This is a genomic window from Stenotrophomonas bentonitica, from assembly GCF_002887735.1.
GTDB lineage: Bacteria > Pseudomonadota > Gammaproteobacteria > Xanthomonadales > Xanthomonadaceae > Stenotrophomonas > Stenotrophomonas bentonitica_A.
This window is the reverse complement of sequence record NZ_PKQP01000006.1, coordinates 150,243-164,955: the sequence shown is the minus strand read 5'-3', so window position 1 is coordinate 164,955 and position 14,713 is coordinate 150,243. Positions and strand designations below refer to the sequence as shown.

At 67.4% G+C, this 14,713-nt stretch carries 9 protein-coding genes; 5 read left to right on the top strand and 4 right to left on the bottom strand.

Annotation, left to right across the window (positions count from 1 at the left end):
* Positions 1–5 precede the first annotated feature (5 nt).
* Positions 6–881, bottom strand: a complete 876-nt coding sequence (locus C0R07_RS12985) for a PhzF family phenazine biosynthesis protein (RefSeq protein WP_102789101.1) — start codon at positions 879–881, stop codon at positions 6–8.
* Positions 882–1,086: 205 nt separating this feature from the next.
* On the opposite strand from C0R07_RS12985, the gene C0R07_RS12980 reads away from it, so the two are divergent.
* Genes C0R07_RS12980 through murD form a run of 3 tightly spaced genes read left to right on the top strand, consistent with a single transcriptional unit; the run spans position 1,087 to position 6,463 of the window.
* Positions 1,087–3,687, top strand: coding sequence for a bifunctional aspartate kinase/diaminopimelate decarboxylase (locus C0R07_RS12980; protein WP_102789100.1), 2,601 nt, complete (start codon positions 1,087–1,089; stop codon positions 3,685–3,687).
* 33 nt (positions 3,688–3,720) lie between these two features.
* Entirely contained in the window at positions 3,721–5,073 is a 1,353-nt protein-coding gene (murL, locus tag C0R07_RS12975; RefSeq protein ID WP_102789099.1) for a UDP-N-acetyl-alpha-D-muramoyl-L-alanyl-L-glutamate epimerase, read from the top strand.
* On the top strand, positions 5,054–6,463 hold the full coding sequence (gene murD, locus C0R07_RS12970) for a UDP-N-acetylmuramoyl-L-alanine--D-glutamate ligase (protein ID WP_102789098.1): 1,410 nt from the start codon (positions 5,054–5,056) through the stop codon (positions 6,461–6,463). Before murL ends, murD begins: the two co-directional genes overlap by 20 nt.
* 169 nt (positions 6,464–6,632) lie before the next feature.
* Here the strand turns inward: murD and C0R07_RS12965 are convergent, their stop codons facing one another.
* Positions 6,633–7,229 (bottom strand): SMI1/KNR4 family protein, encoded by a 597-nt coding sequence (locus C0R07_RS12965; protein WP_102789097.1) that lies wholly within the window; start codon positions 7,227–7,229, stop codon positions 6,633–6,635.
* 206 nt (positions 7,230–7,435) lie between these two features.
* Here C0R07_RS12965 and C0R07_RS12960 point away from each other — a divergent pair, with 206 nt between their 5' ends.
* Positions 7,436–8,236 (top strand): dienelactone hydrolase family protein, encoded by an 801-nt coding sequence (locus C0R07_RS12960; RefSeq protein ID WP_046273015.1) that lies wholly within the window; start codon positions 7,436–7,438, stop codon positions 8,234–8,236.
* Between the two features lie 134 nt (positions 8,237–8,370).
* On the opposite strand, the gene C0R07_RS12955 is transcribed toward C0R07_RS12960, so the two are convergent.
* Positions 8,371–9,369 (bottom strand): polyprenyl synthetase family protein, encoded by a 999-nt coding sequence (locus C0R07_RS12955; RefSeq protein WP_070426810.1) that lies wholly within the window; start codon positions 9,367–9,369, stop codon positions 8,371–8,373.
* A 316-nt stretch (positions 9,370–9,685) separates the two neighbouring features.
* On the opposite strand from C0R07_RS12955, the gene C0R07_RS12950 reads away from it, so the two are divergent.
* Positions 9,686–11,299: an alpha-glucosidase gene (locus C0R07_RS12950; RefSeq protein ID WP_102789096.1), complete on the top strand. Its 1,614-nt coding sequence runs from the start codon at positions 9,686–9,688 to the stop codon at positions 11,297–11,299.
* 424 nt (positions 11,300–11,723) lie between these two features.
* On the opposite strand, the gene C0R07_RS12945 is transcribed toward C0R07_RS12950, so the two are convergent.
* Positions 11,724–14,483: a TonB-dependent receptor gene (locus C0R07_RS12945; RefSeq protein ID WP_167390375.1), complete on the bottom strand. Its 2,760-nt coding sequence runs from the start codon at positions 14,481–14,483 to the stop codon at positions 11,724–11,726.
* Positions 14,484–14,713 lie beyond the last annotated feature (230 nt).

The window sequence follows — 14,713 nt, the reverse complement described above, 5'->3', positions numbered from 1 at the left end:
CAGGATCACCAGTCCAGCGTGCCGCGGATGACGGTCTGCACCTGGCCGCCGGACCAGACATCGCCGTGGTCATCGATGCGCAGGGTCAGGCGCGCGTCGTGGCCGACTTCGCGGCCCTGGCTGACCACGTAGCCGTGCGCGGTGCCGGGCAGGGCATCGCGGCTGTCCAGCCAGGCAGCGAGCACGGCATTGGCCGCACCGGAGGCGGCATCTTCAAAGCGACGGCCGTTGCCGACGAAGGCGCGTACCGCGAGATCCCAGGCCTGGCCCTGGCTGCGCGCATAGGCGAACACGCCCATGCTATCGGTCGCTTCGGCGAGGGTGGCCACGGCATCCCAGTCCGGGGTCAGTGCGCGCAGGGCCGCTTCGTCTGCTAGTTCAACCACCCACCAGCTGCGGCCACCGGCCATGCGCGCCGGCGGCAGGCTGCCCAGCGGCCACCCGGCCAGCGCGGCCTGCAGGCGCGGATCGTTGGCGGTCGTCACTTCGGCCACCGCTGCACGCGGCGTGCGGATCGCAATGGTGCGGGTAGCGCCGCTGCCGTCCACGCGCAGGGGCAGCGCCCCGGCGATGCCGTCCTGGACCAGCACGCCCTCGACCGGCGCGGCCACGCCCAGTTCCAGCACGGCATGGGCGGTGCCCACGCTGGGGTGGCCGGCGAACGGGACTTCCTTCTGCGGGCTGAACATGCGGATGCCGTAGTTGGCACCCGGGGCCTGCGGCGGGAACACGAAGGTGGTTTCCGGCAGCCGCGTCCAGCGGGCAATGGCCTGCATCGCCGCCGCGTCCAGCCCCTGTGCATCGAGCACGACGGCCAGCGGGTTGCCGGCGCCGGGGTAGGGCGAGAACACATCCAGCTGCAGGAAACGACGGGAGGTCATGGCAGATCGCTCAACGAAAAACGGGCGGGCAGCTTACCAATCGGGGCTGCGTTCCGGGCCGTGACCGGCGCCCCGCGCACCGGCGACCGGCCAAATCCGCCCGGCCTGGGCCGCCCGGGCCCTGCAACGGCCAGGCTTGGCATAGAATCGGGGGTTCGGCCCGGCGTGCCGGGCGATTCCCCTCACTACCCAAACCTCCACCTCCATGTCAGCTTCCCCCCTTGTCGATCGCTGGATCGTACTGAAGTTCGGCGGCACCTCCGTGTCGCGTCGTCACCGCTGGGACACCATCGGCAAACTGGCGAAAAAACGGGCGGAAGAAACGGGCTCGCGCGTGCTGGTGGTGTCGGCGCTGTCCGGGGTGACCAATGAACTGACCGCCATTGCCGACGGCGCCGCCGACAGCCGCGACCGCGTCGCGGCGCTGGTCGCGCGCCACCGCGCGTTCCTGACCGAGCTGGAGCTGGATGCCACCGCGCTGGACGTCCGTCTGGACGCGCTGGCCGGGCTGCTCGATGATCCGCGCGCCGCCGGGCGGCCGCTGGAATGGCAGGCCGAGGTGCTGGGCCAGGGCGAACTGCTGTCCTCGACCGTCGGTGCGGCCTATCTGCGCGCCAGCGGTCTGGATTTCGGCTGGATGGACGCGCGCGAGTGGCTCGATGCGCTGCCGCCGCAGCCCAGCCAGAGCGAGTGGTCGCAGCGCCTGTCGGTGAACTGCCAGTGGCGTGCCGAGGCCGATTGGGCCGCGCGTTTCCGCGCCCAGCCGACCCGCATGCTGATCACCCAGGGCTTCATCTCCCGCCACGCCGATGGCGGCACCGCCATCCTCGGCCGTGGCGGTTCGGATACCTCGGCGGCGTACTTCGGTGCGCTGCTCGGCGCCAGCCGCGTGGAGATCTGGACCGACGTGCCGGGCATGTTCAGTGCCAACCCGAAGGACGTGCCGGACGCGCGCCTGCTGACCCGCCTGGACTATTACGAGGCGCAGGAAATCGCGACGACCGGCGCCAAGGTGCTGCACCCGCGCTCGATCAAGCCGTGCCGCGACGCCGGGGTGCCGATGGCGATCCTGGACACCGAACGCCCCGAGCTGCCGGGCACCAGCATCGATGGCAACGCCGCGGCGGTGCCGGGCGTGAAGGCGATCAGCCGCCGCAACGGGATCGTGCTGGTCTCGATGGAGGGCATCGGCATGTGGCAGCAGGTCGGCTTCCTGGCCGACGTGTTTGGGCTGTTCAAGAAGCATGGCCTGTCCGTTGACCTGATCGGTTCGGCCGAGACCAACGTGACCGTTTCGCTGGATCCCTCCGAGAACCTGGTCAGCACCGACGTGCTGGCCGCGCTGTCGGCCGACCTCTCGCAGATCTGCAAGGTCAAGATCATCGTGCCGTGCGCGGCGATCACCCTGGTCGGCCGCGGCATGCGCTCGCTGCTGCACAAGCTCTCGGACGTGTGGGCCACCTTCGGCCGCGAACGCGTGCACATGATTTCGCAGTCGTCCAACGATTTGAACCTGACCTTCGTGATCGACGAGGCGGATGCGGACGGGCTGCTGCCGATCCTGCACGCCGAGCTGATCGACAGCGGCGCAATGCCGGTGGAAGAGGGCGAAGTATTCGGCCCGCGCTGGCGCGAGATCGCCGGCACCATCCGCCCGCGCGAAACCGCCTGGTGGCGGGGCCAGCGCGAGCACCTGCTGACGCTCGCCCAGGCCGGTACGCCGCGTTACGTCTACAACCTGCCGACGGTGCGGGCGCGTGCGCGCGCGCTGAACGCGATCAAGGCGATCGACCAGCGTTACTACGCGATCAAGGCCAACTCGCACCCGGCCATCCTGGAAGTGCTGGAGCAGGAGGGCTTCGGCCTGGAGTGCGTGTCGCACGGCGAGCTCAAGCACGTGTTCAACACGCTGCCGACGCTGTCGCCCAAGCGCGTGCTGTTCACCCCGAGCTTTGCGCCGCACGCCGAATACGATGCCGCGTTCGCGCTGGGCGTCACCGTCACCCTGGATAACGTGGAAGCGCTGCAGCGCTGGCCGGAACTGTTCAGCAACCGCGAGCTGTGGCTGCGCGTGGACCTGGGCCGTGGCGAAGGTCACCATGCCAAGGTCCGCACCGGCGGCAAGGACTCCAAGTTCGGCCTGCCGATCGCGCGCGTGGATGAGTTCGTGCGCATCGCCGGCGAGCTGGGCACCCGCGTGGTCGGCCTGCATGCCCACCTGGGCAGCGGCGTGGAAACCGCGCAGCACTGGCGCCTGATGTGCGATGAGCTGGCCGGGTTCGCCCGCCGCATCGGCAGCGTCGAGACCATCGATATCGGCGGTGGCCTGCCGATCCCGTACAGCGCCGACGACGAGCCCTTCGATCTGGACGCGTGGGCCGCCGGCCTAGCCGAAGTGAAGGCCGTGCACCCGGCGTTCCGCCTGGCGATCGAGCCGGGCCGCTATCTGGTGGCCGAGTCCGGCGTGCTGCTGGCCCGGGCCACCCAGGTGGTGGAGAAGGACGGCATCCGCCGCGTCGGTCTGGATGCGGGCATGAATACGCTGATGCGTCCGGCCCTGTACGACGCCTGGCATGACATCGAGAACCTCAGCCGCCTGAGCGGCTACTCCGAAGCGATGTTCGATGTGGTCGGGCCGATCTGCGAATCCAGCGATGTGTTCGGCAAGCGTCGCCGCCTGCCGGCCTCGACCGCGCCGGACGATGTGATGCTGATCGCCGACGCCGGCGCGTATGGCTACGTCATGGCCAACACTTACAACCAGCGCGAGCTGCCGCGCGAGGACGTCATCGATGATGGCCCGTGACCGCTGCCTGCCGCCTTTCAAACCGGATACACCATGACTGCTTTTGATAAACACCAGGTTGCCGTTTTCCGCTTCGTCCGCTGCGCGTTCGCCGCGGACACCGGCGTGGCGCAGCTGGTCTACGCCTTCGATGACGGCCCGGAACTGATCGAGACGGTCACCATCCCCGGTGCGCCGTTCGTGCTCGAGGGCGACCGCGCCGAAGCGGTGCAGCGCGCCCTGCGCCTGCTGCACCTGATCGCCGGTGTGAGCTATTACAAGGCGGGCGTTCCCGAGCAGGTGCGCATCGACAGCTACACCATCGATGCGGCCACCGCCGCGCTGGTGGAGACGGTCTACCTCAACGGCCTGGGCGAGTTCGCCTACCGCAATGGGCTGAACCTGCGTGGCCGGTTCCGCCTGCCGGTGGAGGGCGAGGCCTTCGCCGCGCCGGCACTGGGCCTGCGCGAACACGCGCTGGTCGCCATCGGCGGCGGCAAGGATTCGCTGGTCAGCATCGAAGCGCTGCGCCACCTGGGCATCGCCGAGACCGTCACCTGGATCGGTGGCTCGCAGCTGATCCGCGCCTGCGCCGAGCGCACCGGCCTGCCGATCCTCAACATCGGCCGCACGCTGGCGCCGGAGCTGTTCGAGCTCAATCGCCAGGGCGCCTGGAACGGGCATATCCCGGTCACCGCGGTGAACTCGGCGATCATGGTGCTGGCTGCGCTGCTGCAGGGCGTGGACCAGGTGGTGTTCTCCAACGAACGCTCGGCCAGCTATGGCAGCCAGATTCCCGGCACCGGCGAGGTCAACCACCAGTGGTCGAAGGGCTGGGCGTTCGAGCAGGCCTTCGGCGAGCACCTGGAGCAGCACGTTGCGGCGGACCTGCACTATTACTCGCTGCTGCGCCCGCTTTCGGAGCTGGCGGTCGCGCGTCAGTTCGCCAAGAGCGATTTCTACGACGCACATTTCTCCAGCTGCAACCGCAATTTCCACATCCTGGGCGAGCGCCCGGTGAACCGCTGGTGCGGTGTCTGCCCGAAGTGTCACTTCGTGTTCCTCGCGCTGGCTCCGTTCATGCCGAAGATGCGCCTGGTCGGGATCTTCGGCCGCAATCTGCTCGACGATATCGAACAGGCCCCGGGCTTCGATGCGCTGCTGGAATTCCAGGACCACAAACCGTTCGAGTGCGTCGGCGAAGGCCGCGAATCGCGTGCGGCGATGGCGACCCTGGCCGCGCGCCCGGAGTGGAATGAAGACGCGCTGGTGAAGCGTTTCGTCCACGAGATCCGCCCGCAGCTGGAGGCCGCCGAACTGCAGATCGAACCGCTGCTGGTACTGGAAGGCGAACACCGCATTCCGCCGGCGATCTGGGAGCGCCTGCGTGCGAATTTCGCAGCTTGAGGGCAAGCGCGTTGCTCTGTGGGGATGGGGACGCGAGGGGCGCGCTGCGTTCGGCGTCCTGCAGCAGCGGCTGCCGTCGCTGCCGCTGACCCTGTTCTGCCCGGAAGCCGAGGCCGCCGCAGCACGCGAGGAAACCGGCGCTGCGCTGACGGTGCGATCGGAGGTCACCGGCGAGGCGCTCGCCGCGTTCGACGTGGTGATCAAATCACCGGGCATCAGCCCGTATGGAGAGGCGGCCCTGCACGCCGGGGCGCAGGGCACGCAGTTCATCGGCGGTACCTCGCTGTGGTTCGCCGAACAGGCCGCCGCCGACGGCATCGTGCACGACACCGTGTGCGTGACCGGCACCAAGGGCAAGAGCACCACCACCGCGCTGCTGGCGCACCTGCTGCGTGCCTCGTGCGCGCGCACCGGGCTGATCGGCAACATCGGCCTGCCGCTGCTGGAAGTGCTGGCGCCGCAGCCCGCGCCGCAGTACTGGGCGGTGGAACTCTCCAGCTACCAGACCGGCGAGGTCGCGCGCAGTGGCGCGCACCCACAGGTCGCCATCGTGCTGAACCTGTTCCCCGAACACCTGGACTGGCACGGCAGCGAAGCGCGCTACATCGAAGACAAGCTGCAGCTGGTCACCGGGGCCGCGCCGCTGATCGCGGTGCTCAACGCAGCCGATCCGCACCTGGCCGGGCTGTCGCTGCCCCGCAGCGAGATCATCTGGTTCAACCAGCCGCTGGGTTGGCACATGCGCGGCGATGTCGTGCATCGCGGCGAGCAGCCGGTGTTCGATACCTCGCATACCCCGCTGCCCGGCCGGCACAACCGCGGCAACCTGTGCGCGGTGCTGGCGGCGATCGAAGCGCTGGGCCTGGACGCAGTGGCGCTCGCGCCGAGGGTGCAGGACTTCCGCCCGCTGCCCAACCGCCTGCAGACCATCGGGACGCGCGAGGGGATCACCTACGTCAACGATTCGATCAGCACCACGCCGCACGCGAGCCTGGCGGCGCTGGAATGTTTCGCCGGGCACCGCATCGCCCTGCTGGTGGGCGGGCATGATCGTGGACTGGACTGGCACGACTTCGTCGCGCACATGGCGCACGACGTACCGCCGGTGGAGATCGTCACGATGGGCGCCAACGGCCCGCGCATCCACGCACTGCTGCAGCCGCTGGCCGATGCCGGCCGTTTCGGTCTGCATGCGGCTGCCGATCTGCCCGAGGCCATGCAGCTGGCGCAGGCCGCGCTTGGCGGGCAGGGCGGGGTGGTGCTGTTGTCGCCGGGTGCGCCCAGCTATGGCGTGTACCGCGACTACGTCGCCCGTGGCCGCCACTTCGCCGAACTGGCCGGCTTCGATCCGGACCAGATCACGGCGATCCCGGGCATCGGGATCGCCTGATAGGTCGCTGTAGAGCCACGCCATGCGTGGCTGCCGTTGGTGTGGATCGCGCAGCCACGCATGGCGTGGCTCTACCGTGGTGTGGATGGCGCAGCCACGCATGGCGTGGCTCTGCCCCTGGGATGTGCGGCATCGTTCATCCGCGCGGGGCACGTCGGTGATCTACGCGTCAGACCTCTTCTTCATCGATGAAGGCGTAGTCGTTTTCGATGAGCTGCTGCAGGTATGCATCGAAGCTCGGCGCGATCACCCGGTAGCTGTCCGGGTCGTGCAGGTAGCGCACCACCTGGCCGACCGTGCCGCCCGGCGCGGGATCGAAATCCAGGTACAGCATCGAGCTGCCGCCGTTGTTCATGCAGTGCGAGAAGCACAGGCGCTTGCCCATCGGCAGGTCGGCATCGATGCCGTCGCCGAGAATCTCCGGGTCTTCCTCCAGCCATTCCTCGTAGATCGAGCGGATGCTGTCATCCCACTGCGCGCTGTCCTCGAAGACCTGGTCCACCGAACGCAGGTAGTAGGGGTAATGCCCCTCTTCGACGTCCGAGCCCAGCATCAGCACCACCACCTCGCCGCCCGGGTAGGCGCGGAAATGCGTGCCGTCGACCCGCGCTAACAAGGCGAGCAGGCTCTCGGGTACCTGTGGCCAGCGCTCGCGCAGGCGCTGCAGATCGGCCGTGCTGGCGCCCTCGACCCAGGCCCACATCCTCGCATCGTCGTCGGGCAGGCGCGGCACCAGGCCGGAGAGGAAGCGGTCGACAAGGCTCATGGGGTATTCCGTACACGGGGCCGGCCAGCCTGCCATAACAGGGACGGAGGGAGTTAATCCAATAACTGGGACGGCGGTGATCAATCCAGATGAGGTCGGGCGTGGCCGGCCTGCCGGATCACGGGGGGGAGGTGCCCAGGCGCTTCTACACGGTGCCGTCAACCGGCCGTCATACACTCGGGGCTCTTTCTGTCGGGAGCAGACGCATGAACAGGCAATGGCGGTGGGGTGCGGCGGTGCTGTTGGGCATGACGGCGTTGCCCGCGCTGGCGGCGATGCAGGCCAAGCCGGTGGAGTGGACCCAGGACGGCACCACGTTCAGTGGGGTGCTGGTCTACGACGACAGTGACAATGACAAGCGCCCCGGTCTGGTGATGGTGCCGAACTGGAAGGGCGTGAACGACTCGGCCATCGCCAAGGCCAAGCAGCTCGCCGGCGATGACTACGTGGTGCTGGTCGCCGATGTGTACGGCAAGGGCGTGCGACCGAAGACCGACGCCGAGGCCGGTCCGGTGGCGACCAAGCTGCGCAACGACCGCCCCGTGCTGCGCGCCCGTGCGCTCAAGGCGATCGAGGTGCTCAAGGCCCAGGCCGGGAAGGCGCCGCTGGATGCCAGCCGGATCGGCGCGGTAGGGTTCTGCTTCGGCGGGACTACGGTGCTGGAGATGGCGCGCGCCGGCGCACCGCTGGCTGGCGTGGTCAGCCTGCACGGTGGCCTGGGCTCACCGCTCCCGGCCAAGGCCGGCGGGACGCATCCCTCCGTGCTGGTGCTCAATGGCGCCGACGACAAGGGCGTGAGCAAAGCGGACATCGCCAGCTTCGAGCAGGAAATGAACGCGGCCAAGGTGGACTGGGAGTTCACCAACTACAGCGGCGCGGTGCACTGCTTCGCCGAGTCCGATGCCAACAGCCCGCCAGGCTGCCTGTACAACGAACGGGCGGCCAAGCGTGCCTGGAAGGCGCTGGATGAATTCTTCGAGGAGCGGTTCGAGACCAGAGCCCGGTAGAGCCGACCGTTGGTCGGCTGCAACGCGCATGGCGTGGTGCGTTCATCGGGGATCGCGGCGCCGGGAGGACGAGAAGCCGACCAACGGTCGGCTCTACCTCTGAGGGTTACAACCGTCGGGCGGAACGCCCTCCCTCAATGCGAACGCTGCACCGCGTAGCGGGCCAGCCCGCGCAGGGCGGCCACGGCATCGTTGTCGGCCAGGCCGTCGAGCGCACGCTCGGCGGCGTCGGCATACTCCTCGGCGCGCGCGCGGCTGTAGTCCAGGCCGCCGGTGGCGTGGATGGCCGCCAGCACTTCCGGCATCGCCTCGGCGTCACCGTTCTGCACAATCTCGCGCAGGCGCTCGCGGGTGGTGGCATCCGAATGCGCCATCGCGTGGATCAGCGGCAGGGTGGCCTTGCCCTCGGCGAGGTCGTCGCCCAGGTTCTTGCCCAGCTCATCGGCGTTGGCCGAGTAGTCCAGCACATCGTCGGCAATCTGGAAGGCGTAGCCCAGGTGCATGCCGTAGTCGTACAGCGCCTGCTGGGTGGCCTCATCGACACCACTGGCCAGCGCGCCCAGACGGGTGCCGGCGGCGAACAGCACCGCGGTCTTGCGCTCGATCACACGCAGGTAGGCGGCCTCGTCGGTATCCGGGTTATGCACGTGCAGCAGCTGCAGCACCTCCCCCTCGGCGATGCGGTTGGTGGTGTCGGCCAGGATCCGCATGACCGGCATGCGGTCCAGTTCGACCATCAGCTGGAAGCTGCGCGAGTACAGGAAATCGCCGACCAGCACGCTCGGGGCGTTGCCCCACAGTGCATTGGCGGTGCTGCGGCCACGCCGCAGGCTGGATTCGTCCACCACGTCGTCGTGCAGCAGGGTCGAGGTATGGATGAACTCGATGATCGCGGCCAGCTGGTGGTGTTCCGGACCGGCCTGGCCGACCGCGCGGCCAGCCAGCATCACCAGCATCGGGCGCAGGCGCTTGCCGCCGGCCGAGATGATGTGGTCGGCGATCTGGTTGATCAGCACGACATCCGAGGACAGTCGGCGACGAATCAGCGCATCGACGGCGTCCATGTCGGGCGCAGCGAGCGACTGGATCTGGGGCAGGCCCAGCGCGGGGCGGGTGTCTTCGGTGATGGTCATGCGGTCTGACTTTCAGGCTTGGCCGGAATTATAGGCGGTGCCGTCGTATTCCGCCTGCGAAGACGCGCCTGTGGCCCGGCCAAGGTGCGCGGCAGACGCGGGGGGGAGGGGCGGGCCCTGCCGATCCTGGGCGCCGCCACCGATGCGCCGTGCCCGGTTGGCTGCCGCCCGGCCGGGCGCTGGGAATGCGCCCCGCGCCGCCATCTGGCGTGAATACGTATGCATGCGACCCCACCGCTGGAGGCGCCCCGCTAAGCTTGTCGGGTTCGTTTCTGGCCCCCTCGCGGGTGCCGTGGAAGCCCGAAGGGGGGCCTCAATGTCGCAGTCTCCATGGTGGCGCGGTGCCGTCATCTATCAGATCTACCCGCGCAGTTTCCTGGATGCCAATGGCGATGGCGTGGGCGACCTGCCCGGCATCATCGAACGCCTGGACTACGTGGCCGCGCTGGGCGTCGACGCGATCTGGGTCTCGCCGTTCTTCAAATCGCCGATGGCCGACTTCGGCTATGACATCGCCGACCACCGCGATGTCGATCCGATGTTCGGCACGCTGGCCGACTTCGACCAGCTGCTGGCCAAGGCGCATGCGCTGGGCCTGAAGGTGATGATCGACCAGGTGTTCAGCCATACTTCGATCGAGCATGCCTGGTTCCAGGAGAGCCGCCAGGACCGCACCAATCCCAAGGCGGACTGGTACGTATGGGCCGACCCGCGCGAGGACGGCACCCCGCCCAACAACTGGATGTCGATCTTCGGCGGCGTGGCCTGGCAGTGGGAGCCGCGCCGCGAGCAGTACTTCCTGCACAACTTCCTGGCCGACCAGCCCGACCTGAACTTCCACAACCCGGCGGTGCAGCAGGCCACGCTGGATTACGTGCGGTTCTGGCTGGATCGCGGCGTGGACGGCTTCCGCCTGGATTCGATCAACTTCTGCTTCCACGATGCACAGCTGCGCGACAACCCGGCCAAGCCGCTGGAGAAGCGTCTGGGCCGTGGCTTCAGCGCGGACAACCCGTACGCCTACCAGTACCACTACTACAACAACACCCAGCCGGAGAACATCGGGTTCATCGAGCGGCTGCGCGTGCTGCTGGACGAGTATCCCGGCTCGGTCAGCCTGGGCGAGATCTCCGCGGAAGATTCGCTGGCCACCACGGCCGAGTACACCGCGCCGGGCCGGCTGCACATGGGCTACAGCTTCGAGCTGCTGGTGAAGGATTTCAGCGCCGGTTACATCCGCGATACGGTGTCGCGGCTGGAAGCGACGATGACCGAAGGCTGGCCGTGCTGGGCGATCTCCAACCACGACGTGGAGCGCGCAGTGACGCGCTGGGGCGGCCATCCGGCCCAACCGCGGTTGGCGCGGATGCTGGTAGCGATGCTGTGTTCGCTGCGCGGTTCGATCTGCCTGTACCAGGGCGAGGAACTGGGGTTGGGCGAGGCGGACGTGCCGTTCGAGGCGCTGCAGGACCCGTACGGCATTACCTTCTGGCCGAACTTCAAGGGGCGCGACGGCTGCCGCACGCCGATGCCGTGGCTGGATGCCCCGAAGGCGGGCTTCACGACGGGCGAGCCGTGGCTGCCGATTCCGGCGGAGCATCAGGCCGCGTCGGTGGCGACGCAGGAACAGGATCCGCATTCGGTGTTGAACTCGTTCCGTCAGTTCCTGGCATGGCGGCGGACGATGCCGACGCTGTTGGTGGGGGATATTCGTTTCCTCGAGTGCGCCGAGCCGGTGTTGATGTTCGAGCGGGTGCACGGGGAGGAGACGTTGCTGTTGGCGTTCAATCTGTCGGCCGGGACGGCTCGGGTTGCGCTGCCGGTGGGTGATTGGCAGGCGATGCATGTGCCGGGTCCGGATGTCGGCGAGGTGGTCGGTGGTGAGCTGGTGTTGCCGGCGCAGTCGATGTATTGCGCGCGACGCAGCTGAGTGGGTTTCCGGTGGTATTGAGAGGGCGGGGCCGGGTGCCTCGCCCTTTTTTTGTCTTGCGTTCGTGCGTTGGGCCACAGCAACGGCAACGGCGCGTTGGGCTGCGCTTGTGCCCGCCCTTTGACAATGGGCTGGTGCGCAAGGGAAAAGCGACGCGGGGCCAGCGCGTCCTGGCAACCGCAATGCTGATGTCGACCGTAAATCGACAGGCTTGAGCTGTCGCGCTGGTCTCAGGTGTTGAAACAGTTGAAGCAGCTGAAGCAGCTGAAGCATGCGCAATGGTCGGATCGGCCACACACCCCCCGACCAGACCAAGGACAGCCGGCGCTGACGCTCTTCAGGGGCAGAGAAAATCCAACAAAAAACCCGCTGCACAAGCAGCGGGTTCTTCGATGTTGCCATTACGTCGCTGACGCCACCTCAATCAGAACTTGTAGTTCACGCCCAGCATGTAGGTGCGGCCCCACTCCACGTACTCCAGCGGGCGATCCTTGGTGCCGGCATAGGTCCGATACGGCTCGTTGGTCAGGTTGCTTCCCTGCAGCAGCAGCGTCAGCCCATGCAGGCTGCTGCTGTCGGCGAAGGTGTAGCTGACCTGCGCATCCGTCACGTTCTCGCCGACCACGTATCGCAGGGTGCGGTTGCCGTTGAAATTGCCGATCTCGCCGATGAAGTCCGAGCGACGGCGCTGGCTCACGCGTGCCTCGAATCCACTGCGCTCGTAGTACGCGGTGAAGTTGTACACGCGCTCGGACAGGCCCGGCAGGCTGATCGGATCGCTGCCCACGCTGGAGGCGCTTTCCGGGTCCAGGATCTTGATGTCGCTGTCGTTGAACGTCGCACTGGCCTGCACGCCGAAGCCGCGCAGGCTCTCGGTCAGCATCTCCAGCGGGAAGGAGGCGGTCAGCTCCAGCCCCTTCAGCTTGCCACCTTGGCCGTTCTGCGGGGCCGAGAAGGTGCCGGTCGGCAGCACCGGCACGATCATGCCCGGCGGCGGCACGTAGCTGGCCAGCAGGTCACTGAAGTCGTAGTCATCGCGCGACTGCGTGTAGACGTAGGACTTCAGGTCCTTGAAGAACACCGCGGCGGCCACGTAGGCCTTCTCGCCGAAGTACTTTTCGTACGAGAGGTCGATGGCGTTGGCGCGCCACGGATCCAGCAGCGGGTTGCCACCGCTGCCGCCGGGCTTGCCGGTGGCGGTGTCCACGCCGAACTCCAGGCCGGCCCGCATCTGGTCCACGCGCGGGCGTGCCACCTGCTTGGCCACGGCGAAGCGCAGTGTCTGCTGGTGCGGGAACATGAAGGCCAGGTTCAAACTCGGCAGCCAGTCGGTATAGGTCTTGCCGTCATCGATCGGCAGGATGTTCTGGCCGTCCGGACGTGAGCGGTCGAAGTAGTTGGACTGCGAGCTCTGGTCGGTACGCACCATCTGTACGCCGATGTTGCCGCGCAGGCCGACCTCGCCCAGGTCGGTGTTGATGTTGGCGCGGATCCAGGCGGTGCTGGTCTTTTCCTGCACCGTCCAGGCCTTGGGAATCAGGTAGTCCAGGTTGGTGACCGGGTTGAACACCATGTAGCGGTCCACCGCGGCCGGGACGTTCCAGGCGGGGATGTAGCCGATACCGGCGAAGCCCAGATTGACCGGCGCGTACTGCAGGTCACTGGCGATGTTGGCATCGCCCTGGTCGCCCAGCAGGATGTTGCCCTCGGCCTGGGTCTTGTCCTTGCGGCGGTCGGCGTAGTTCACGCCCACGTCCACATCGGAGAACCACGGCAGCGAATCGGGCATCGCGAAGGTGGCCTGCAGGCGGGCGCCCTTCAGGCGGTCTTCGACCATCGGCACCTTGCCGTAGCCGGAGCCGTAGATGGTGTTGGTCAGGAACAGCGCGTTCGGGTTGGAATAGTCCAGGCCCGGGCTGATCTGTGAGAAACCATCCGGTTTGACCACCACGCCGACCGAATCCAGCTGCGGCATCGGGGTGAGCTGCAGGTTGTTCTCCAGGTTCAGCTCATTGCGCGTGGCCTTGGAGTAGTTCACGTCCGCAACGACCTTGACCCGTTCGAAATTGAACTCGTTGTTCCAGCCGAACGCGTCGATCTTGTCCTTGCGCTTGTTGTACATGCCGCGCACCAGCGGGTACACGCCGGTCGCCACGCCACCGGCGAAGGTGCCGTCGGCGTTGATCTGCGGGTTGGTGATCAGCAGGCCCGGGGTATAGCCGCCGTTGTAGTTGCTGAGGTTGACCTCGAACTGGTTGGCAGTGTCGATCTGCTCGGCTTCGGTGTGGAAGGCATCCAGCGTGCTGGTCCACACGTTCGACGGACGGAACTGCACGGTGGCCATCACGCCGTCGCGCTCGTTGTTGCCGGTGCGGCGCAGGGCCTTGATGCCATCGGAGAACACGGTGCCCGGAGCCAGGCCGGGGCGGTTGCCCTGGTCGGTCTGCTCGGTGGTCCATGGCTCGTACAGGCCGACCTGGTTTTCCTGGATGGGCATGTCGCTGTGCGCGTAGCCGATCGAGATGCCCAGGGTGTTGTCCAGGAACTGATCGATGTAGCTGGCGCTGAAACGATTGCCGTACGGGTCGACGTTGGCGGCCTTGCCCAGCGAGCTCTTCTGGTAGCGGCCGCTGATCGCGATCACGCGCTCAGCGAAGCTCAACGGACGCACGGTCTGCATGTCGATGGTGCCCGACAGGCCCTGGCCGACGAGGGCGGCGTCCGGGGTCTTGTAGACGGTCACGCCGTTGACCAGTTCCGAGGGGTACTGGTCGAACTCGACGCTGCGGTTGTCACCGGTGCTGACCACTTCGCGGCCGTTGAGCAGGGTGGTGGCGAAATCCGGCGACAGGCCGCGCACGCTGATGACCTGGGCGCGGCCGGCCACGCGCTGGGCGGCTAGGCCGGGCAGGCGGCCCAGCGATTCGGCGATGCTCACGTCAGGCAATTTGCCGATGTCCTCGGCCGAGATCGCTTCGACCACCGAGGTGGCGTCCTGCTTGATCGCGATCGCGTTCTCGATGCCACGGCGGATGCCGGTGACCTGGACGGTGTCCAGGTTGGTTGCCGTATTTCCGGTCGGTGGGGTGGTGGTACTGGATTCGGCGGTCTGCGCCGACGCCATCAACGGCGTCAGGGCGACGGCCAGCGCGAGACTCAGCGCGCTGCGCTTGCGGTTCAACATTTTCCCCTCCCAGGCAATGTTGCCAATCGATTTTGTGGTTGCCCGGAGGACCCGGGAGCGTCACGGCGCGGTGGCCGTTGACTGCGTGGCTATGGTAGGCAGCGCGCCTGCCGCGGGAATCACCCTGCATACGTATTCAATGACGTTGGCTGCATTGGAATCGATTACAGCTGCGTTGGCGCATGCGCGCCACCGCGCCACCGCGCCACGGTTTGCCATGCAAACGTCGA